The 20,983-nt window shown below is 71.2% G+C and carries 18 protein-coding genes and 1 riboswitch; of the genes, 12 read left to right on the top strand and 6 right to left on the bottom strand.

Features of this window, described 5'->3' with window-relative positions; genetic code table 11:
- Window positions 1-110: 110 nt before the first annotated feature.
- Window positions 111-824: a M50 family metallopeptidase gene (locus AS857_RS29180; protein WP_058046169.1), complete on the bottom strand. Its 714-nt coding sequence runs from the start codon at window positions 822-824 to the stop codon at window positions 111-113.
- Window positions 825-866: 42 nt separating this feature from the next.
- On the opposite strand from AS857_RS29180, the gene AS857_RS29185 reads away from it, so the two are divergent.
- From AS857_RS29185 to def, 8 genes are all read left to right on the top strand, one after another.
- On the top strand, window positions 867-1,697 hold the full coding sequence (locus tag AS857_RS29185) for an SOS response-associated peptidase (RefSeq protein WP_058046170.1): 831 nt from the start codon (window positions 867-869) through the stop codon (window positions 1,695-1,697).
- A gap of 128 nt (window positions 1,698-1,825) precedes the next feature.
- Window positions 1,826-2,482, top strand: coding sequence for an alpha/beta hydrolase family protein (locus AS857_RS29190; protein WP_058046171.1), 657 nt, complete (start codon window positions 1,826-1,828; stop codon window positions 2,480-2,482).
- Window positions 2,483-2,834: 352 nt separating this feature from the next.
- The gene (locus tag AS857_RS29195) at window positions 2,835-3,566 is read left to right on the top strand and encodes a sigma-70 family RNA polymerase sigma factor (RefSeq protein WP_058046172.1); all 732 of its coding nucleotides are present in this window, start codon (window positions 2,835-2,837) and stop codon (window positions 3,564-3,566) included.
- Window positions 3,563-3,967, top strand: coding sequence for a mycothiol system anti-sigma-R factor (gene rsrA / locus AS857_RS29200; protein WP_058046173.1), 405 nt, complete (start codon window positions 3,563-3,565; stop codon window positions 3,965-3,967). Before AS857_RS29195 ends, rsrA begins: the two co-directional genes overlap by 4 nt.
- 256 nt (window positions 3,968-4,223) lie before the next feature.
- Entirely contained in the window at window positions 4,224-5,591 is a 1,368-nt protein-coding gene (locus tag AS857_RS29205) for an HD-GYP domain-containing protein (RefSeq protein WP_058046174.1), read from the top strand.
- 17 nt (window positions 5,592-5,608) lie between these two features.
- Window positions 5,609-6,871, top strand: a complete 1,263-nt coding sequence (locus AS857_RS29210; protein WP_058046175.1) for an HD domain-containing protein — start codon at window positions 5,609-5,611, stop codon at window positions 6,869-6,871.
- A gap of 276 nt (window positions 6,872-7,147) precedes the next feature.
- Complete coding sequence (locus AS857_RS29215; RefSeq protein ID WP_058047142.1) at window positions 7,148-8,134, top strand: tetratricopeptide repeat protein; 987 nt, start codon at window positions 7,148-7,150, stop codon at window positions 8,132-8,134.
- Window positions 8,135-8,203: 69 nt separating this feature from the next.
- Window positions 8,204-8,842 (top strand): peptide deformylase, encoded by a 639-nt coding sequence (gene def, locus AS857_RS29220; RefSeq protein WP_058046176.1) that lies wholly within the window; start codon window positions 8,204-8,206, stop codon window positions 8,840-8,842.
- Between the two features lie 22 nt (window positions 8,843-8,864).
- Here def and AS857_RS29225 read toward each other — a convergent pair whose 3' ends face one another.
- Window positions 8,865-9,230, bottom strand: coding sequence for a YciI family protein (locus AS857_RS29225; protein WP_058046177.1), 366 nt, complete (start codon window positions 9,228-9,230; stop codon window positions 8,865-8,867).
- Window positions 9,231-9,683: 453 nt separating this feature from the next.
- Between AS857_RS29225 and AS857_RS29230 the strand changes: the two genes are divergently transcribed.
- Both AS857_RS29230 and AS857_RS29235 read left to right on the top strand, forming a co-directional pair.
- On the top strand, window positions 9,684-10,352 hold the full coding sequence (locus AS857_RS29230; protein WP_063804416.1) for a DUF3800 domain-containing protein: 669 nt from the start codon (window positions 9,684-9,686) through the stop codon (window positions 10,350-10,352).
- Window positions 10,353-10,523: 171 nt separating this feature from the next.
- Complete coding sequence (locus AS857_RS29235) at window positions 10,524-12,728, top strand: hypothetical protein (RefSeq protein WP_058046179.1); 2,205 nt, start codon at window positions 10,524-10,526, stop codon at window positions 12,726-12,728.
- Between the two features lie 63 nt (window positions 12,729-12,791).
- Here the strand turns inward: AS857_RS29235 and AS857_RS29240 are convergent, their stop codons facing one another.
- From AS857_RS29240 to AS857_RS29255, 4 genes are all read right to left on the bottom strand, one after another.
- Window positions 12,792-13,808 (bottom strand): ribonucleotide-diphosphate reductase subunit beta, encoded by a 1,017-nt coding sequence (locus AS857_RS29240; protein ID WP_058046180.1) that lies wholly within the window; start codon window positions 13,806-13,808, stop codon window positions 12,792-12,794.
- Entirely contained in the window at window positions 13,808-16,195 is a 2,388-nt protein-coding gene (locus tag AS857_RS29245) for a ribonucleoside-diphosphate reductase subunit alpha (protein ID WP_058046181.1), read from the bottom strand. Before AS857_RS29245 ends, AS857_RS29240 begins: the two co-directional genes overlap by 1 nt.
- A 172-nt stretch (window positions 16,196-16,367) precedes the next feature.
- A riboswitch (adenosylcobalamin-variant (AdoCbl-variant) riboswitch) is annotated at window positions 16,368-16,468 on the bottom strand.
- Between the two features lie 227 nt (window positions 16,469-16,695).
- Window positions 16,696-18,321, bottom strand: coding sequence for a monocarboxylate uptake permease MctP (mctP, locus tag AS857_RS29250; RefSeq protein ID WP_058046182.1), 1,626 nt, complete (start codon window positions 18,319-18,321; stop codon window positions 16,696-16,698).
- On the bottom strand, window positions 18,318-18,575 hold the full coding sequence (locus tag AS857_RS29255) for a DUF3311 domain-containing protein (protein ID WP_058046183.1): 258 nt from the start codon (window positions 18,573-18,575) through the stop codon (window positions 18,318-18,320). The genes mctP and AS857_RS29255 overlap by 4 nt, the downstream gene beginning before the upstream one ends.
- Window positions 18,576-18,735: 160 nt before the next feature.
- Here AS857_RS29255 and AS857_RS29260 point away from each other — a divergent pair, with 160 nt between their 5' ends.
- A complete protein-coding gene (locus AS857_RS29260) occupies window positions 18,736-19,638 on the top strand; it encodes a Gfo/Idh/MocA family protein (protein WP_058046184.1) in 903 nt (300 codons plus the stop codon).
- 692 nt (window positions 19,639-20,330) lie between these two features.
- The gene (locus AS857_RS29265) at window positions 20,331-20,948 is read left to right on the top strand and encodes a carbonic anhydrase (RefSeq protein WP_058046185.1); all 618 of its coding nucleotides are present in this window, start codon (window positions 20,331-20,333) and stop codon (window positions 20,946-20,948) included.
- Window positions 20,949-20,983: the final 35 nt, after the last annotated feature.

Genomic DNA, 20,983 nt, shown 5'->3' on the forward strand with positions numbered 1-20,983 from the left:
TTACTGACGTTCGCCGCGTGGTTCGGTCCCCGAAGTCCTATGGCCTGAGGTTCCCGGCCCGGGCGGCGTCCGCCGGTGCCCCGTGCGCGCCCCGTACGCGCCCCTCCCGGTCACAGCCCCAGCAGCCAGCGCCCCCCGCCGGTCAGCGCGCACAGCGAGATCACATGGAAGAAAACCAGCCACACCGTGGCGGGCAGGTTGGTGAGCCGGGCGAGCTGGTCCGCGTCCGAGTCCGGGGCCCCTCCGTAGCGGCGCTTGCTCTGCAGCTCGAAGGCCGGGCGGACGCCGCCGAGCAGCAGGAACCACACGACCCCGTACGCGAACAGGGCCTGCACGGCGGGCCCCGCCAGCCAGGAGACCAGCACGAACAGGGAGCCCGAGAGCACCACCGTCAGCACCCCGTAGGCATTGCGGATCATCAGCAGCATCGCGGCGAGCAGCGCCGTGGCGAGCCACAGCAGTGCCGTGATGTGACCGGCCGAAAGCAGCCACGCGCCGCCGAGCCCCAGCAGCGAGGCGGCGGGGTAGCCCGCGGCGGCGGTGAGGATCATGCCGAGGCCGGTCGGCCTGCCGCGCGACACGGTCAGGCCGGAGGTGTCCGAGTGCAGCCGGATGCCCTCCAGCCGCCGCCCGGCGAGCAGGGCCACCAGGCCGTGGCCGCCCTCGTGGGCGATGGTGACGGCGTTGCGGGTCACCAGCCATATGCCGCGCGGGGCCACCGCCGCGAGGGCGACGAGCGCCGTGGCGGCCACCAGCCACACGGAGGGCGCGGGCTGGGTTCCCACCACGCGGTCCCACAGGGCGGTGGCTTCGGTGCTGTCCATTTGTGCGCGGCTCCTCGTGGGTCCGTGGCAGGGTTGGCGAACATGTGTGGTCGATATGCGGCGAGCCGGGAGCCCGAGGATCTCGTGGGGCTCTTCGGCATCGGGAAGTGGGAGCCGACCGAGGCCCTCGCTCCGGACTGGAACGTGGCCCCGACGAAGAGCGTCCATGCGGTGCTCGAACGTCCTCTGAAAGACGCAGCCGACCGGCGTCCGGTTCGCCAGCTGCGCCCGCTGCGCTGGGGCCTGGTCCCGCCGTGGGCGAAGTCGCCCGAGGGCGCCGCGAAGATGATCAACGCCCGGTCCGAGACCGTCCACGAGAAGCCGTCCTACCGGCAGGCCTTCGAGAGGCGCCGCTGTCTGATACCCGCCGACGGATACTACGAGTGGGTCACCGGAGCGGCCGAACGGGAGCTGGAGGAACAGGGCCGCAAGAAGAGGACCCGGAAGCAGCCCTACTTCGTCACCTCGGCCGACGGCTCGGTCATGGCGATGGCCGGGCTGTACGAGTTCTGGCGCGACCCCGCGCTGCCGCCCGACCACGCCCACGCCTGGTGGGCCACCTGCACGGTGATCACGACGGAGGCCGAGCCCGCGCCGTTCGCTTCCCCGGAGGGGGACCCGGCCCCGGACGGCGGCCCGCGCTCCCTGGCCGAGATCCACCCCCGGATGCCGCTGGTGCTGCCGCCGGACCGGTGGGACGCCTGGCTGGACCCGGCGTGCACGGACGTGGAGGAGCTGCGCTCCCTGCTCGCCCCGCCGCCCGCGGGATCCGTCCGCGCCTACCCGGTCGCGACCGCGGTCAGCGACGTCCGCAAGAACGGCCCCGAGCTCCTGAAGGAACTGGACGCGCCGGAGGAAGCGACGCTGTTCTGAGGGATGGCCTGGGGACCGCCTGAGGGACGGCCTGGGGAGGGATGGCCTGGGGACTGCCTGAGGGATCGAGCGCTGTCCGGGGTCCCGAGGTCGAGGGGTTCCGGGGCGCGGTGGACGAAGATGGACGGGTGATCGAGACCGTTCCCACCCCCGCGGGCGACGCCCGGATCCACTGGTACCCCGCCCCGCAGGCGCGCCTCGTGCTCGCCCTCGGCCACGGCGCCGGCGGCGGCATCGAGGCCCGCGACCTGCAGGCCCTCGCCGCCGCACTGCCCGCCCACGGCGTCACCGTCGCCCTGGTGGAGCAGCCCTGGCGCGTCGCCGGCAAGAAGGTCGCCCCGGCGCCGAAGACGCTGGACGCCGCCTGGACGGCCCTGTGGCCGGCGCTGCGGAAGCCTGGGCATCCGGTCGTGGCCGGCGGCCGCAGCGCGGGTGCCCGTGTCGCCTGCCGCACCGCGGCCGGCCTCGGCGCCGTCGCCGTGCTCGCCCTGAGCTTCCCGCTCCACCCGCCGGGCAAGCCGGAGAAGTCCCGCGCGGACGAGCTGACCGGCGCCGGCCTGCCCACTCTCGTCGTCCAGGGCGCCAAGGACCCGTTCGGCCGCCCAGAGGAGTTCCCGCCCGGCACCCGTCTGGTGCCCGTGCCGCACGGGGACCACGGTTTCGCCGTGCCGAAGAAGGCGGATCCCGGGCAGGAGGAGGCCCTGGCCGGCCTCACCGGGGCGGTCGCCGGCTGGCTGGACGGCATCGACGGCGCCGGCATCGATGGCGTCGGCGCCGGCCGCTGAAGCCGCCGTCGGACCAGCCGAATCCGTTACAGCCGGATCCGCCCCAGCTTCGGAATTCCGTATTCCGGAAGAGCCGTTGAATTCCGGAGGATTCCGGGAATGCCCCGTGCCCGGGCGATGTTGTGCCAGTCGTCATCAGCTACTGGACCGGTGGCTACTGGCCGACCGAGGAATGGGAGCTCGCCGCATGGGATCGATCGCATGCCTGTCCCGCCCGCAGACCGCTGACCTGGGGTGGGCGGCACTGCATGTGGCGCAGCCCGCCCCGGCTGGAGCGGCGGACGGGCGGGATCGTCGTCTATTCTCCGATTCGAGCGGGTCCGCATCCGGTCCTGCCGTCGTGTTGGAGGAGGTGGGTCCGGTCACTGGGACCGACGAGGGGACCGAAGACACCGGGGCCACGGGCATGAAGAGCGCCACCGAGAACGCCGCCGCCATGGGCGACGCCGCCGGCGCGGAGACCGCCGCCGAGCGCAACGCCCGGTTCGAGCGCGACGCCCTCACCTTCCTCGACCAGATGTACTCCGCGGCCCTGCGCATGACGCGCAACCCGGCGGACGCGGAGGACCTGGTGCAGGAGACCTACGCCAAGGCGTACGCGTCCTTCCACCAGTTCCGCGACGGCACGAACCTCAAGGCGTGGCTGTACCGCATCCTGACCAACACCTTCATCAACTCCTACCGCAAGAAGCAGCGCGAGCCGCTGCGCAGCGCGTCGGAGGAGATCGAGGACTGGCAGCTGGCCCGTGCCGAGTCGCACATGTCGACCGGCCTGCGCTCCGCCGAGTCCCAGGCGCTGGACCACCTCCCGGACTCCGATGTCAAGGAGGCCCTCCAGGCCATCCCCGAGGAATTCCGGATAGCGGTCTACCTCGCGGACGTCGAGGGCTTTGCCTACAAGGAGATCGCGGACATCATGGGTACGCCCATCGGCACGGTCATGTCCCGGCTCCACCGGGGCCGCCGCCAGCTGCGCGGAATGCTGGAGGACTACGCCCGTGAGCGGGGTCTCGTCCCGGCCGGGGCGGCCCCCGCGCCGAACGGCTCCGACGAGTCGCACAACCGGAAAGGCTCGGACTCATGAGCTGCGGAGACCCGCACGAGACGGACTGCTCCGAGGTCCTCGACCACCTCTACGAGTTCCTCGACCACGAGATGCCCGACGGGGACTGCGCCAAGTTCGAGGTGCACATCGACGAGTGCTCCCCGTGCCTGGAGAAATACGGCCTGGAACAGGCGGTGAAGAAGCTGGTCAAGCGCTGCTGCGGTCACGATGACGTGCCCGCGGACCTGCGCTCGAAGGTGATGGGCCGGATCGAGCTGATCCGCGCCGGGCAGTCGGTGCCCGACCAGGACGTCGTGGCCGAGGCCAGGGCGGCGGAGGCCGCCGCCCGGACGCAGGGCGCCCAGAGCGCTCCGGGCGTCCGCAGCGCGTCGGGCGGCTCCGCCGGTGCGGGCCCCCTGGGCGCCACGGCACAGGAGTAGACGCGGGCGCGGTGCCCGTACCGCGCGGTCCGCGTACGTCCGCGTAGTTCCTCCGCGTCCCTCCGCGTAGCCCTTCCGGGCCTGATGCGGCCCGGGCCCGGCATGCCGCCCGGCGGGGATTATCACCCGAAGGTGTGCATCTGGTCGGTTCGCGCGGGGCAATCCCCGAATGCGCCGTTCCCCGGCCCTGCCGGACCCTATTCTCCCCTTCCTGACGGCAAGCATGTCGGCACCGGACGGGACGGGAGGACGCACCATGGGGGCACTTCCGGCGGCAGCGCGCGCCTGTGTCCTGTGCGCCGCCCTCGTCGCCGCGCTGTGCGCCGCCCCCGTCCTGCGGGCCGCCCACGGCGTCCCCTGGGGCGCGGTGGCCCTCCTGGCCGCGGTCTGCGCCGTCTGCGAGCGCCTGCCGCGCCGCACCCTGACGCTGCCCGTCCTGCTCGCCGGGGCCTTCCTGCTGCCGCCCGCCGCCGCGGGGCTCGTGGCCGTGCCGGGGGCGCTCGCCGGCCGAGTCGAGCAGCGCCCGGCGTGGGTCCGGCGGCTGTGGCACGCCGCCCAGCTCTCGCTGGCCACCTGTGCCGCCTCCCACGTCTTCGCCCTCACGGCCCCGGCCACGGCTCCGCCTGCCGCCCCGGACACAGGTTTCCCTCCGGTCGCCCCCGCGGACTTCCCCTCCGCGCTGCTGCCCGCCCTCGCCGCCGCCCTCGTCCTCTCGCTCGTCGCCGCCCTCCTCGACGGCGCCGTCCGCGTGGCCGCCGAGCGCCGCCGCCCGCGCGCCGCATGGAGCGGGCTCCTGCTGCCCGGCCCGCTGCTGCCGGCCCTCGTGCACGGCCCCATCGGGCTGCTGACCGCGGCCCTCTGGCACAGCACCTACGGCCCGGCCACGGCGCTGCTCGTCCTGCTGCCGATGTCCGTCTCGTCCTGGTTCCTGGACCGCTGCGAGCGCGAGCGGGCCGCCCACCAGGCCACCATCCGGGCGCTCGTCCAGGCCGTCGACCTCAAGGACCAGTACACCCGCGGCCACAGCGAGCGCGTGGGGCGCGCCTCGGTGCTCATCGGCCGCGAGCTCGGCATGGCCGGCGAGCGGCTGGAGGCGCTGCGCTTCGCGGGCATCCTGCACGACGTCGGCAAGCTCGGCGTCCCCACCCGCCTGCTGCGCAAGGACGGACCGCTCACCCCGGAGGAGCGGCGCGTCATCGAGCTGCACCCGGAGTACGGGCACGAGATGGTGCGCGGCATCGGCTTCCTGGACGAGGCGCGGGCCGCGATCCTCCACCACCACGAGCGCCTGGACGGCACCGGCTATCCCTACGGCCTGATGGGCCCTCAGATTCCCTTCTTCGCGCGGATCGTGGCCGTCGCCGACGCGTTCGACGCCATGACCTCCACGCGCAGTTACAGCCGGGCCCGTCCCGTACCGGCCGCCCTCGCCGAGCTCCACCGCTGCGCGGGAAGCCAGTTCGACCCTCGCATGGTCGCGGCCCTGTCCGCGGCCCTCGACCGTCACGGATGGCATTCGACAGTGACCTCGGAGGCTACGGAGAGTGCAACTCCGCCCAGCGGAAACGTCCCTTCTTCCCGCCGGCCGGTCACCGGGGCCGGCCACCCGGGAGGTGAGGGGTGACGGGACGCGGTGACGGAATGCTGATACGGAGCGTGCACGCCGCGGCCGTAGCGCTCTCCCTGGCCGCCCTGGCCCGCACCGCCTGGCACGGCGTCGCCCAGCCCCAAGTCGCCCTCGCCTACGGCCTCCTGATCGCCGTCGGCGAGGCCGCCCGGCGCCGCCGCCCCACGACCGGCCCGGGCGACCGCCAGACCGCCCCCGTCGGCGCCGCCGGAGCCCTCTCCTACGCCCTGCTCGGGGAGATCGGCGGCCGGCCCACCGCGCACTGCGCCCCGCAGGTCGTCGCCGTCGTGCTCGCCGCGACCCTCGCCGGGGCGGTCGGCCGCCCGCCCACCCGCGACCACCTCGCCCGCCGCCTGCTCACCACCGGCTTCGCCGCCGTCTGCTTCCAGCCGCTGCACCACTCCGGCGCCCTCGACCGCTGGCCCGGCCACGGCCCCGCCTACGCCTTCGTCCTGCTCCTCGTCCTCGCGCTGACCACCCTCTTCGACGCCGTCCTCGCCGCGGTCCTCACCCGCGCCCGCACCGGCGGCCCCTACGGGCCCGTCCTCCGCGACGAGCTGCGCGCCCTCGCCGGCATCGGCACCGCGATCTGCGCCACCGGCGCCGTCATGGCCCTGGCCGTGGGCGTCGCCGGCCTGTGGGCCCTGCCGGTCTTCTGCCTGCCCCTGCTGCTCACCCAGCTCTCCTTCCACCGCTACACCGCCGTACGGGCCACGTACCACCAGACCATCGCCTCCCTCGCCCGCTCCACGGAGATCGCGGGCCACACCCCGGCCGGGCACGCCCGCCGCGTCGCCGCCCTCAGCCGGGCCGCCGGACGCGAGCTCGGCCTGTCCGAGACGGACCTCACCGTTCTGGAGTACGCGGCCCTCATGCACGACATCGGCCAGCTCTCCCTCCTCGACCCCGTCCCCGCCGGGGCCACGGAGCCGCTGCCCCCCGAGCAGCGCCGCCGCATCGCCCTCCTGGGCGGGGCCGTGGTCCGCCAGACCGGGGTGCCCTCCGACGTCGCCGTCGTCGTGGAGCGCCAGGCGGACCCCTACCGCGAGCAGCCGCTCGCCGCCCGCGTCGTCCGCACCGTCAACGCCTACGAGGACCTCGTGGGCCGCACCGGCTGCGGGCCCCTGTGCGCCCTGGAGCGGCTGCGCCTCGACACCGCCCACGAGCACGACCCGCAGGTCGTGGCCGCCCTGTCCCGGGTGCTCGCGCGCGGGGGCGGCGGCGGGGGAGCGGAGCCGGGGCGCAGCGGGGGTGGACCGGGGCCGGACCAGGGGTAAGAGTCCGGTCAAAGCGGGAGTACCGCGGTGAACCCACGGGTAATGAGCGGGCGTCCAAAGGGGCATGGTTGGATGCGAAGAGGAGAAGACGACAGAGAAAGACGGGGAAACCACAGAGACGACGGGGGGCGTCGGGCGCGCCGCCTCCGGCACGGAGGCGGATCGGGCGCGACTTCCCGGAGCGAGTGAGATGTGGCAGGTTGTCGTCAGGGAGGACGGCGGCCTTCACCTGGGTCATCCGGCGTGGTCGCACGCAGAAACCGGCAGGCGGGAATCGTGAGGATCTTCGGCAAGGTACGGCACCGGCCTTCCGCCTCGTGGCGGCAGGCCACCGACCGTGCCTTCACACTCATCGGCGACGGCCGGTACGAGGACGCGGGCGCGCTGCTGACGCGCGCGGCCGACATGGAGCCGTGGCTCTCCGAGTCGTGGTTCAACCTGGCGCTGCTGCACAAGTTCCGCCACGACTGGGAGCAGGCCCGCGCGGCCGGGTTGCGCGCCGTGGCGCTCCTGGACCGCGAGGCCGGCGCCCCGGACTGGTGGAACGTGGGCATCGCCGCCACCGCCCTGCAGGACTGGCCGCTGGCCCGCCGGGCCTGGCAGGCGTACGGCCTGCGGGTCCCCGGCGAGGGCACCCCGGCCGGCGAGCCCGTCGGCATGGAGCTGGGCAGCGCGGCCGTCAGACTCTCGCCCGAGGGCGAGGCGGAGGTCGTGTGGGGCCGCAGGCTCGACCCGGCCCGCATGGAGGTCCTCTCCATCCCGCTGCCCTCCTCGGGGCGCCGCTGGGGCGAGGTCGTGCTGCACGACGGCGTCCCGCACGGCGAGCGCGTCACCGCCGCCGGGCCCTCCTACCCCGTCTTCGACGAGATCGAGCTGTGGGCCCCCTCGCCCGTGCCGACGTGGGTCGTGCTGCTGGAGGCCGCCACCGAGGCCGACCGGGACGCCCTGGAGCGCCTCGCGGCCGACGCCGGCTTCGCCGCCGAGGACTGGTCCTCGTCCGTGCGCCTGCTGTGCCGCACGTGCTCCGAGAGCCGCATGCCCAGCGACGAGGGCAACGGCGAGCACCTCGACCCGCACGATCACAGCGAGCCCGGTCACCCCGGCCCCCTCGGCCACCGCACGGCCGGCTCCGGCTCCCTGTGGGTGCCCGAGCGCGAGTGCGGCATCGCCGCCCCCGCCGGGCTGGTGCGGGGCCTGCTGGACGGCTGGGTCGCGGACAGCCCCGACACACGCGAGTGGCGTGATCTGGAAGAGGTCTGCTGACGCCCCCCAGGGGGCCCCTTACCCTGTATAGGCATCCTTTTGGGTTTTGAGAGAGGCATAACGGCGGACATGTCGCAGCAGTCGCAGCAAGAGACCGACCAGCCGGTGGACGACGAGTTCATCGTGGACACCGAGGACTGCGAGGAGCGCGAGCTCGCGCACCGCGAGCGCGGCACGTCCCGCCCGATCACCGTCGTCGGCAACCCCGTCCTGCACCGTGAGTGCAAGGACGTCACCTCGTTCGACGATGAGCTCGCACAGCTGATCGACGACATGTTCGCCAGCCAGCGCACCGCGGAGGGCGTGGGCCTCGCCGCCAACCAGATCGGCGTCGACCTCAAGGTCTTCGTCTACGACTGCATGGACGACGAGGGCGTCCGCCACGTGGGCACCGTGTGCAACCCCGTCCTGGAGGACCTCCCGGCCGACCGCCGGATCCTGGACGACTCCAACGAGGGCTGCCTCTCCGTCCCCACCGCCTACGCCGCCCTCGCCCGCCCCGACTACGCGGTCGTCAGCGGCCAGGACGCCGAGGGCAACCCCATCCGCGTCCGGGGCACCGGCTACTTCGCCCGCTGCCTGCAGCACGAGACCGACCACCTCTACGGCCGGCTCTACATCGACCGCCTCTCCAAGCGCGACCGCAAGGACGCCCTGAAGCAGATGGAAGAGGGCACGCCGCGCTACCCGGTCGTCGCCAACGACTGACCTCGCGCCCGCCACACGCGTTCTACGAGCCGTCCGGGAAGTCGGAGGCCTCGAAGACCGGGCGCACCTCGACCTCGCCCTCCCGGAAGGGGATGCACCGGGCCCACTCCAGGGCCTCGTCCATGGAGCCGGCCCGGATGACCCAGAAACCGGCGACCAGATCCTTCGCCTTCCCGCCGAAGGGCCCCTCCGTGACGACCGGCGGGCCGTCCGAGAACGTCACCCGCGCACCCTCGGAGCTGGGACGCAGCCCCTCGCCCGCGAGCATCACCCCGGCCTGCTGCAGCCGGTCGTTGTACGCCCCCATCTCGGCGAGCATCTCCTCGGTCGGCAGCACACCGGCCTCGGACTCCTCGCTCGCCTTGACGATCACCATGAAACGCGGCATCGGCCGCCTCCCGTTTCGATTTGTATGGGTTGGATGTTCCATTTTTCGCCTATATGTCGAACGGGGGTGGGTGGCGTCGAACGTGTCGCGGGAAGATTTGCGCCGGGGGTAGTGGCGCGTTCGGCATCATCCGTGGCCGGAACTCGTCATCTGCTTGTCCGTCAATTCCACTACCCCTTAACGTGTTTGGCGTACGTGCCACGTGGTGGTGATGTGTCGTAGGGGCCGGGAACTGTCCTGGAGGCTCTCCTGGAGGGCTGCTGCTGGCGGAGCGAGGAAGCCCATGGGGGGTGGAACCGCTGGTCGAGCGGCATCCGCGCGCGTGCTTCTCACGTGCCGTTGCGCGTGGTGATGGAGGCCCCAGCGCCCCGTTAATGAGCGGGGAACGGCCCGGCTGCCCAGCCGAGTTCGGCCGGAACAGGTCTCTGGTTGGGGGTGGTCGAGCTGGCCACCATGCAGGGAAACTTCCGGATCGTCTACGTCGACGACTCCGGCAACGCCCGTGACGTTGCGGCACTGGGCTGGATCGAGATCGACGTGCGCAGCTGGAACGCTGCCATGTCGGCCTGGAAGCGCTTCCGGACTCAGCTGTACGAGGACGAGAAGACCAGGATTCCGGTGGACTACGAGTTCCACTCGGTGAACTTCATCCCCGGCCGCGGAAACCCCTCGCTCCTGGAGTCCTGGAACCGGCAGAAGCGCCATCGCGGCCGGGTCGCCCTCGGGGCGCTCGACGCCATCGCCCAGATGCCCGGCACCCGCGCCGGAGCCGTCTACCGAGAGACCCGGAACTACGCCCACGACCGAGTCGATCTCTACCGGGCATGGCTCCACCGGCTCAACGAGGAGCTCGGGGCCACGGACTCCCACGCGCTGGTCGTCGTGGACGGGGACGGCACCGAGCACGCGTACCGCCGTGTGCACCGGGAGCTGCCGGAAGCCACACGCCGCATCGTCGAGGACTCGCTGTTCCAGCCGGCGAAGGACAGCCACTTGCTGCAGTGCGCGGACATCGTGGCGTACACCGCCTTCCAGAGCGTGGTCAGGGCTCCGGGCAAGCGGTTCATGTGGGACTGGTTCCGCTCCAGGCTGCCCCTGGCGCAGGGGCCGACGGCGCTCTGAGCGCCGGTCCGCGGCAAACACAGAGCCCCGGCCGTGGGCCGGGGCTCGGAAAAGCTGGACCCGGTGCCCCGAATACTCGGGCCGGGACCGCCCGTCCAGTCTCCCAGATCAACATTCTGTACGCAACAACCAGTCGATGGCTACACACAGTGATCGACGGAGGGGGGAGAGGTGCCAGAAGATCTCGACAGTCCGCGTCCCGTATACGTCGAGGCACCGGACCCGGCCGAGACGTTCAAGGTCAAGTGGGGTGACGGCGACGAGGAGATCACCGTCACCGGCTTCAAACGGTTCATGCCCGAACAGTCCGCTGCCGGCGAGCGGACCAAGGTCGTGCGTGCGGGCCAGGCCAACGAGTACACCGACCTGTCCGAGGACGCCTGGCACGCCGTCGCGCGGGCCGTGGTGCACCCTGAGGCCCTTGCGTCGCAGCTGAGGCAGCAGCAGGCCGGAGCCGCAGCCAGCATGCTCGTCGAAGAGCACGTCGACGGTGCGACGCTCAGGTCCGTGCACGCCCGGGTTTGGCTCACCGAGCTCTTTCCCGGGCTGCAGCCGCGAACGGGCCAGGAGGCCCTGCCCACGCCGGACCCCGAGGTGCGGGGGGTGCTGTCCGAGCGTGGCCCCCAGGCTGCCGTCCACTACCGCTACCGCGACCGCGGCCACATGCGGGACCACATCTATCAGACCATCGCGGCGACCTTGCGGATCAACAGGTACGACGAGTCGATCCTGGCCCGGAGAGTAACCAGGGCCGTCATCGCCCACCCGGTGGTCTTCGAGTTCGAGGACGGTACGGAGCCGGTGCACGCCCTTGCCGTGCGCGACGGCATCACCCGGCTCGCCAGCGCCTGGAAGGTGCTCGCCGGGCCGTCTGCGTCATCGGAGGAAGTGGCGCAGGAGGCGGTGCGCTTGCTGTTCGCCGAGCGCCCTCAGCGCCGGGGTGCAGCCCAACGACCGCTCAGCCAGCGGATGGCGCACGGGCGGGAGGACGTCCTGTCCGAACTGCGGGGTGAATTCCTCAAGGGCGTCGCCGGTGACGAAGTGTCGCTCAAGGCCGTCCAGATCGCCCAGGCGTCCGTGCTGCCCGCTCAGATCGCGGTCGGTGTGGAGGCTCACCGCGGGGGGTCCTTGCGGGGGCCCGATCTGTTCGACGACGCGGTGCGCAGCATCCTGGCCTCTGTGCACGTCGAGTTCAAGGCGTGGGACCCCGCCGCTCAGAATGTCGAGGTCGGCACCAGGGCCCTCAAGCGGGTGGTCCAGGCCGGTGCCCGCCACTGGGAGCCGGTGGAACTGCGTGATCTCTACGACCTCGTGGTGGGCCGGAAGGACGCGTCGGCCACTCCGGCGGTCTTCCGCGACGACCGGATTCCGGGGACGCCGCTGTGGCGGGCTGTATACATCGTCCATGCCCTGACCCGCACCGGGTTCTTCGAGCCGCTGAAGCACTACGCGAAAGAGATCAAGGGCGACAAGCGCATGGGCGTGCCCGGCTTCGCCGGTCTGCTGGGGCCCATGGTGGACCTCCCCTGGCGAGCGGCCAAGCAGCGTGTGCTCAAGCAGGCCAGAAACGCGTGGGGGAACGGCGGCGTGCTCTGCCAGGACGTGCTCCACGGCGACTGGGATCCGGTGCCGACGGAGGACTTCACGACGCTGGTGAGCCGTGCGATGGCAGGCGACGACAACGCACGCAACACCCTGGCCGTGGCCGGCGGCGTGGCCCTGATCGCCGACAAGCTCGTCACCCGGAACGTCGGGTCGGCCGTCGGGATCGCCGTCCCCTTCCGCGCCGACGTGCACAAGGTCGTCGGAAGCCTGGCCCGGTCGGACAACGAGAAGGGCCTGTGGACCCTGGCGCTGGCGGCCAATTGCTTCGATGCCGAGCGCCTGCCGTTGAACGCCCTCACCGAGAAGCAATTCGAGAAGGGGAACGACGGCTCGGTTGCCGGAGACCACTATGAAGTGGTGTCCGTGGATCTGGCCTCTCCGGACCGCATCAACCGTGACGGCGCCGGTGCGCCCGTGCCGCTGACGCAGTACGAGGTCGTGTGGATCTCGGATCCCGGACGGGCGGCCCTGGAAGAGAGCGAGCGCAAGGCAACGGACGGCGAGGCCGGGACCAGCAAGTCGATTCCGGAGCAGCTGGCGGGCGAGCGCAGCTCCCTTGACACCCGGCTGGACCTCGCGCGGGACAGTCTGGACCGCCTGGTCGCCCTCGGGGCGGAGTCGGGGACGTGGCATCCCATGGGCACCCACGAGGAGTGGACGAAGCTCCATACGAAGGCGATTGAGCTGCAGAACATCCTGTACAACCATGCCCCTGTCGTGCCTTCGGCGGAGGACGAGGACGCGTACGACGAGGAGGCGGAGGAGGAATGAGCAACCGCCCCGCCGGATCCGATCCGGCGGGGCGGTTGCGTGGCGCGAGGAGGAGCCCGAGGCCTAGAACTCCTCGTCGAAGCCGACCGAGCCCTCGACCGCCATCTGGTACGCGGAGGCGCGGCGCTCGAAGAAGTTGGTCAGCTCCTGGACGTTCTGCAGCTCCATGAAGGAGAACGGGTTCTCCGAGCCGAAGACCGGCTTGAAGCCCAGGCGCTGCAGGCGCTGGTCGGCGACGCACTGGAGGTACTCGCGCATGGACTCGGTGTTCATGCCCGGCAGGCCCTCGCCGCACAGGTCGCGGCCGAACTGCAGCTCCGCGTCGACGGCCTCCTTCAGCATGTCGGTGACCTGCTGCTGGAGCTCGTCGTCGAAGAGGTCGGGCTCCTCCTGGCGGACGGTGTCCACGACCTCGAACGCGAAGTTCATGTGCATGGTCTCGTCGCGGAAGACCCAGTTGGTGCCGGTCGCCAGGCCGTGCAGCAGGCCGCGGCTGCGGAACCAGTACACGTAGGCGAAGGCGCCGTAGAAGAACAGGCCCTCGATGCACGCGGCGAAGCAGATCAGGTTGAGCAGGAAGCGGCGGCGGTCGGCCTTCGTCTCCAGCCGCTCCAGCTTCTCGACCTCGTTGATCCACTTGAAGCAGAACTGGGCCTTCTCGCGGATGGAGGGGATGTTCTCCACCGCGTCGAACGCCGCGGCACGGTCGTCCGGGTCGGGCAGGTAGGTGTCCAGCAGCGTCAGATAGAACTGGACGTGCACGGCCTCCTCGAAGAGCTGCCGCGACAGGTACAGCCGCGCCTCGGGGGAGTTGATGTGCTTGTACAGCGTCAGGACCAGGTTGTTCGCCACGATCGAGTCACCGGTCGCGAAGAACGCGACCAGGCGGCCGATCATGTGCTGCTCGCCCGGGGAGAGCTTGGCGAGGTCGGCGACGTCCGAGTGGAGGTCGACCTCCTCGACGGTCCAGGTGTTCTTGATCGCGTCGCGGTAGCGGTCGTAGAAGTCCGGGTACCGCATGGGGCGCAGCGTCAGCTCGAAGCCGGGGTCGAGCAGGTTCTTCTGGCGTTCGGTCGACATTACTGGCATGCCTCGCAGGACTCGGGGTTCTCAAGGGAGCAGGCGATGGCGTCCGCGTCGGGCGCGGCCTGCTGCACCGGGATGGTGGCGGGAGCGGCGGCACCGCCGGACGCCGCGCGGGCGATCCGGGTCGCCGGGCGCGAGCGCAGGTAGTACGTCGTCTTGATGCCCTGCTTCCAGGCGTACGCGTACATCGAGCTGAGCTTGCCGATGGTGGGCGAGGCCATGAAGAGGTTCAGCGACTGGCTCTGGTCCAGGTACGGCGTACGGGAGGCGGCCATGTCGATCAGGGCGCGCTGCGGGATCTCCCAGGCGGTGCGGTAGAGGTCGCGCACCTCCTGCGGGATCCAGCGCATCTCCTGGACCGAGCCGTTGGCCTCGGTCATCGCCTCGCGGGTGGCGCGGTCCCACACGCCGAGCTTCTTGAGGTCCTCCACCAGGTAGGTGTTGACCTGCAGGAACTCACCGGAGAGCGTCTCGCGCTTGAAGAGGTTGGAGACCTGCGGCTCGATGCACTCGTACACGCCGGCGATGGAGGCGATGGTGGCCGTCGGGGCGATGGCGAGCAGCAGCGAGTTGCGCATGCCGACCTCGCCGATGCGGGCGCGCAGCGCCTCCCAGCGGTCCTCCCAGGCGGCGACGGCGTTGGGGTAGTGGTCCGGGTGCAGCACGCCGCGGGCGGTGCGCGTCGCGGACCAGGCCGGGTGCGGGCCGTGCCGCTCGGCGAGGTCGGCGGAGGCCTCGTACGCCGCGAGCATGATGCGCTCGGAGATGCGGGTGGACAGCTCCTTGGCCTCGGGCGAGTCGAAGGGCATGCGCAGGCGGAAGAAGACGTCCTGCAGGCCCATCAGGCCCAGGCCCACCGGGCGCCAGCGGCTGTTGGAGCTGCCGGCCTGCTCGGTCGGGTAGAAGTTGATGTCCACGACGCGGTCGAGGAACGTGACGGCCGTGCGGACCGTGCGGTCGAGCTTCTCCCAGTCCATCTCGCCGTCGGCGCCGAGGTGCTGCGCGAGGTTGACGGAGCCCAGGTTGCAGACCGCGGTCTCGCCGTCGTCCGTGACCTCGAGGATCTCGGTGCAGAGGTTCGAGGAGTGGACGACCGCGCCCTTCTCGGCCGTCTGGTTGGCGGTGCGGTTGGCGGCGTCCTTGAACGTCATCCAGCCGTTGCCGGTCTGCGCGAGGGTGCGCATCATGCGGGCGTAGAGCACGCGGGCCGGGATCTGCTTGACGGCCTTGCCCTCGGCCTCGTACTTGCGGTACGCGGCGTCGAACTCGTCGCCGTAGAGGTCGACCAGGTCGGGCGTGTCGGCCGGGGAGAACAGCGACCACTCGGCGTCGGCCTCGACGCGGCGCATGAACTCGTCCGGGATCCAGTGCGCGATGTTGAGGTTGTGGGTGCGGCGGGCCTCCTCACCGGTGTTGTCGCGGAGCTCCAGGAACTCCTCGATGTCGGCGTGCCAGGTCTCGAGGTAGACGCAGGCCGCGCCCTTGCGCCGGCCGCCCTGGTTGACGGCGGCGACGGAGGCGTCGAGGGTGCGCAGGAACGGCACGATGCCGTTGGAGTGGCCGTTGGTGCCGCGGATCAGCGAGCCGCGCGAGCGGATGCGGCTGTACGACAGGCCGATGCCGCCGGCGTGCTTCGACAGGCGCGCCACCTGGTGGTAGCGGTCGTAGATCGAGTCCAGCTCGTCCAGCGGGGAGTCCAGCAGGTAGCAGGACGACATCTGCGGGTGGCGGGTGCCGGAGTTGAAGAGCGTGGGGGAGGACGGCAGGTACGACAGGGTGCTCGTCAGGCCGTACAGCTCGGCGACGTCGGCGACGGCGCGCTCGGAGTGGTCCTCGGCCAGGCCGCAGGCCACGCGCAGCAGGAAGTGCTGCGGGGTCTCGATCACGTTGCGGGTGATCGGGTGGCGCAGCAGGTAGCGGCTGTGCAGGGTGCGCAGGCCGAAGTAGCCGAAGCGGTCGTCGGCGCCGCCGAGGAGGGCCTCGTCGACCAGCTCGTCCAGGCGCGCGGCGTGCGTGGCCACGAAGGCGGCGGTGTCGTCCGCGATCAGGCCCTCGCGGTGGCCGACGGCGACCGAGGCGGAGAAGGACGTGGCGCCCTGGCCGGCGGCCTCGTCGGCGATCGCGCGGGTGAGCAGCCGGGCGGCGAGCTTGGAGTACTCGGGCTCCTCGGCGATCAGCCCGGCGGCGGCCTCGGTGGCGAGGGAGCGGAGCTCGGCCTCGTCCGAGTTCGCGCTCCGGCCCCGCAGTGCGGCGGCGGCGACCTTGCCGGGGTCGGTGGCGGGAAGGTCGGCGGTGAGGTCGGTCAGGGTGCGCAGCAGCGCGGTCCCGGGGCCGCCGGTCGCTTCTTCCGCTGAGACCGGATCGGCGGGCGCGATGGTCACTGAGGCTCTCCCTCGCTCGGCTGGGTGGGCCGGCGGGAGGGTACGACGGTCGCGCACGGGCACGCCTGATGGACCAGGGCATGCCTCGTAGGCGTCCGTCGGCCCAACCCGCGAGGCCCGGACGAATTCAACGCCCATAGCCGAGCCCAGGGCAGGCTCGGTGGAGGGCGTGCTGCCGGCAGGTACTCGGACTCCTGCATGCGCGGCTTAACGGCATACATGCACCGTTGCGGGACAGTTCCGGATTTTCACCGGATTCCCCTGCGACGACAGCGAGGACGAGCATACATCTAGTGCCGCCCCTCGCACGCGCCCCCACATGTTGTGTCGCGCGGTAAGCGCATAGGTCGGAATGTGTTATCAGGCCCCGGTGTTGAGGGTGGGTTCGCAGGTCGGAGGGGGGTCGGGTGCGGGGCACGGCGAAGGGCCGTCACGCCCCCTCCAGGGGGGTGTGACGGCCCGGTCGGCTCCGCGGGGCGAGGGCCCCGCCGAGGGTCGCTCTAATGGCCTCCAGGGGCCCCTGCGGTGGCCGGCGGGAGCTCGGCCCGGACCCCGGGGTCGCCGGCGTCCGCCGTGTAGTCCGCCGCCGTGGTCTCGTCCGTGCCGTCCGGCACGCGGAGCGCCTTCAGGACGAAGGTCAGGACGATGACGACGATCACATTGAGCGCGAAGGCGGTGAGCCCGATATAGCCCTTTTCTCCGATAAGGGGGATGAGGTTGGTATTCCCGAAATGATCCTGCGTCGCGCTCGGCGTGTCGTACGCCTTCCAGGTGCCGTACCCCATGCCCGCGGCCCAGCCGGCCAGCAGGGCCCAGCGGTGGAACCAGCGGGTGAAGAGCCCGCCCACGAGCGCGGGGACCGTCTGCAGGATCCAGATGCCACCGAGCAGCTGGAAGTTGATGGCGACGGTCTTGTCCATGGTGAGGACGAAGACGAGCGCGCCGACCTTCACCAGCAGCGAGGCGAGCTTGGAGACCTTCGCCTCGTGTCCGGGCGAGGCGTCCGGCCGGATGAAGTCCTTGTAGATGTTGCGGGTGAAAAGGTTCGCCGCGGCGATCGACATGATCGCGGCCGGGACCAGGGCGCCGATGCCGATGGCGGCGAAGGCCACGCCCGTGAACCAGTCCGGGAACATGTCCTCGAACAGCTGCGGGATCGCGAGCTGCCCGTTCTTCACCTTGATCCCCGCGGCGATGGCCATGAAGCCGAGCATCGCGAGCAGGCCCAGCATCAGGGAGTACAGCGGCAGGATCGTCGTATTGCGGCGGATGACGTTGCGGCCTTTGCTGGAGAGAACCGCGGTCACCGAGTGGGGGTAGAGGAAGAGCGCCATCGCCGAGCCGAGCGCGAGCGTCGCGTACGCCCACTGCGCGTCCGGACCGCTCACCAGGGCGCCGCGCGGCTTGCCGGTCTCCGGGTTCTTGACCGCGAACGCTTCGCCCGCCTTGCTGAAGATGTGGTCGAAACCGCCCAGCTTGATGGGGATGTAGATGATCGCCACGATGATCACGATGTAGATCAGCGCGTCCTTGACGAAGGCGATCAGCGCGGGCGCCCGCAGCCCGGAGGAGTAGGTGTAGGCCGCGAGCACGCCGAAGGCGATGAGCAGCGGCAGGTCCTTCATGAACCAGTTCGACCCGCCGCCCACGCCCAGCACGTCCAGGACCGCCTGTATGCCGACGAGCTGCAGCGCGATGTACGGCATCGTCGCGAGGATGCCGGTGAGCGCGAGGGCGAGCGAGAGGCCCTTCGAGCCGAAGCGGCCGCGGACGAAGTCCGACGACGTCACGTAGCCGTGCTTGTGGGAGACCGACCACAGGCGGGGCAGGAAGGTGAAGACCAGGGGGTAGCAGAGGATCGTGTACGGCACCGCGAAGAAGCCGGCCGCACCGCCCGCGTAGATCGCCGCCGGGACGGCCACGAAGGTGTACGCGGTATAGAGGTCGCCGCCGAGCAGGAACCAGGTGACCCAGGTACCGAAGGACCGGCCGCCCAGCCCCCACTCGTCGAGGTTGTCCGCGTTCTCCGCACGCCGCCACTTCGAGGCCATGAAGCCCATGACCGTCACGGCGAGGAAGAAGAAGATGAAGACGGCGAGCGCCACGCCGTTCACGCCGTCCTTCATCGCCGCTCACCCGCCTTGCGGGCCCGCTCCTGGCGCCGCACGAGCACGTAGGCGACGACGGTGAGCAGGGTCGACACGGGCACCCACAGCATCTGGTACCAGTAGAAGAAAGGGATGCCGATGAAGGCGGGCGCGGTCCTGGCGTAGGAGTCGACCCACAGCATCGCGACGAACGGGACGGCCAGACACAGTCCCGCCACGGCCAGGGGCAGGGTGACGACCGCCCTCCTGCCGCCCTCCGGTGGTTCCGTCATGGTGGTGACTCCCCCCTGTGTGATCACTGCGTGATGCGCAGGAAATCTAGGCGAGGGGCCCGCTGGGCGTCACCCCCTGTCCGCATATCGGTATGACAACGACATCGGGCCTGTTGAAATGGCGTTCCGTTTATGGTGAGTTGATGGACATGGAGGCGTCTTGAGGTGGGCGGTCGCCGGCTGCGGCGACGTCGTGCGGCGTCATGTACTGCCGGCCCTGCGCGGCCTGGGCGAGGAGACGGCGTACGTCTGGGGGCGGGACCCTGCGCGCGCCGCCCGCACGGCCGCGGAGCACGGGGTGCCCGCGGGCGGCGACGACCTCGGCCGGCTCACGGCCGCCGACGCGGTGTACGTGGCCACGCCCGTCGCCGCGCACGTGCCCCTCGCGCTCCACGTGCTGCGCGCCGGCTGCCACGTCCTGGTCGAGAAGCCCCTGGCGGGCGCGCTCAGCGGCGGGGGCGTCCTGGCGGCGGAGGCGGCCCGGGCGGGGCTGTGCGCAGGCGTGGCGTACCACCGCAGACTGGGCCCGGCCGCACGGCAGTTGCGCGAGGCGCTGACGGCGAGCGGGCCGGCGCGCGTGCAGATCACCTTCTGCGCCCCCTTCGACCCGGAGCCGGAGCACCCGGCGCACTGGCGCACCGACCCGGCCGTGGCCGGCGGCGGCGTGCTCGCCGACGCGGGCAGCCACCGCCTGGACCTGCTGCTGTCGGTCCTGGGCCCGCCCGTGCGCGTGGGCGCGCGCTTCGGCCGCAGATTCGACGCCGGGGCCGAGCGGCGCGCGCACGTCTCCCTGGGCTGGGCGTCGGGCACGTCGGCCGAGTGCCGCTTCGCCTGGATCGGCGGCACCGAGCGGGACCGCCTCGACGTCACCGCCGGGGGCCGCTTCCTGTCGCTGGACCCGCTGGACGCGGAGCTCGGCCCCGACCCGCACGTGCCGCTGATCGCCGACTTCGCGGCGGCGGTGCGGGAGGGGAGGGCGCCCGCCTGTCCGGTGGCGGAGGCCGTCCTCGTGGACGACGTCATCACGGCGGCCTGCTGGGCGGCGCGCTTCCGTAACGCCTGAGAGCAGCCGGGAGTGCGGTGCCGCCGTTCGGCAGCGGAGACGCCGTGAGGCGGACGAGCGCATGAGACCACCGGTGCCGAAGTTGCCGAACGATGCCGCAGCTTGACGGGGGTTCACCTTCCGTTCATCCACTGTTCACAGCACACCTGTGCGGACCGTGCGGGTGGGCGTTTCACTGCCGGGGCGGGGGCGCCGGGAGCCCTGATGGAAGGCGGGCCCTGAAGCGATTAGCGCGATCATGACAACTCGTTCCGCGCGGCTGCCGATTGTCCTGGTGTGTGATGCATGCGACCTCCCTGCGAGCCTCCCGGAAAGCAGTTACGTGTGTAATGCACGGGTAATGCGTTCCTCCGTATATCGCAATGAAGACGCAGCTGATGGGGCTCATGGTTGCAGCTGAGACGGAATCAATTCCTCCAAAATCTCTGGGGGAATCGAATAGTTCGGGACTGTACCAATCCAGCGTCAAGTAGCCTTCGGCGTCCGTTTTTTGACGAAAAATTTCTCTTTCACGAGGAGGTAATACACGGGTAAAGTGTTGGTCTCCGCAGTCGTGCACAATTGGCTGCAGGCCGGTGCCCGTGCCTCGAAGCTGTGGCACCGCCATGCCGCTCGCATGCTCGTCATGCTCGATCCGACCCGACCACACCGCGCCCCGGCGTCACGCCGCGGTGCGCAGGAGGCAGGCCATCATGAAGTCCCTCATTGACAACGCGCGTTCCTTCGCCGCCACGCACGTGGCCGATCCGGAGCGCGCCGAGAGTTTCCGCGCCCTCGAAGCGGGCCAGTCACCCGAGACGTTGTTCATCACGTGCTCCGACTCCCGCGTCGTGCCCGCGCTGTTCACCGGGTCGTCCCCCGGAGAGCTCTTCGAGCTCCGTACCGCCGGGAACATCGTCCCGGAATACCGCAGTGACAACCCCTCCGGCGAGAGCGCCACGATCGAATACGCGGTGCGCGTGCTGGGCGTCCGCGACATCATCGTGTGCGGTCACTCCCACTGCGGTGCCGTCACCGCCGTCGTCCGCGGCGACGACCTCTCGTCCGTCCCCGCCGTCCAGGGCTGGCTCGAGCAGTCCGTCCCCGCCGACGCCCCCGCCCGGGCGGTCGAAACCTTCACCGACGACATGGCGGAGGCCGTGCAGCGGCACGCCGTCGCCCAGCTGGAGACGCTCCGCTCCTACCCGTGTGTCCAAGAGGGCATCGAGCAAGGCACGTTGGGGTTGCACGCCTGGTACTACGAGGTGCACACCGGCGCGGTCGAAGTCCACCTCCCCGAGAGCGACCCGGTGTCGTTCGGACCCCTGTGATCCGTCCTCACGTGACCTCCAAGGGACCCTCACCC

It is taken from the genome of Streptomyces roseifaciens, assembly GCF_001445655.1.
GTDB lineage: Bacteria > Actinomycetota > Actinomycetes > Streptomycetales > Streptomycetaceae > Streptomyces > Streptomyces aureoversilis.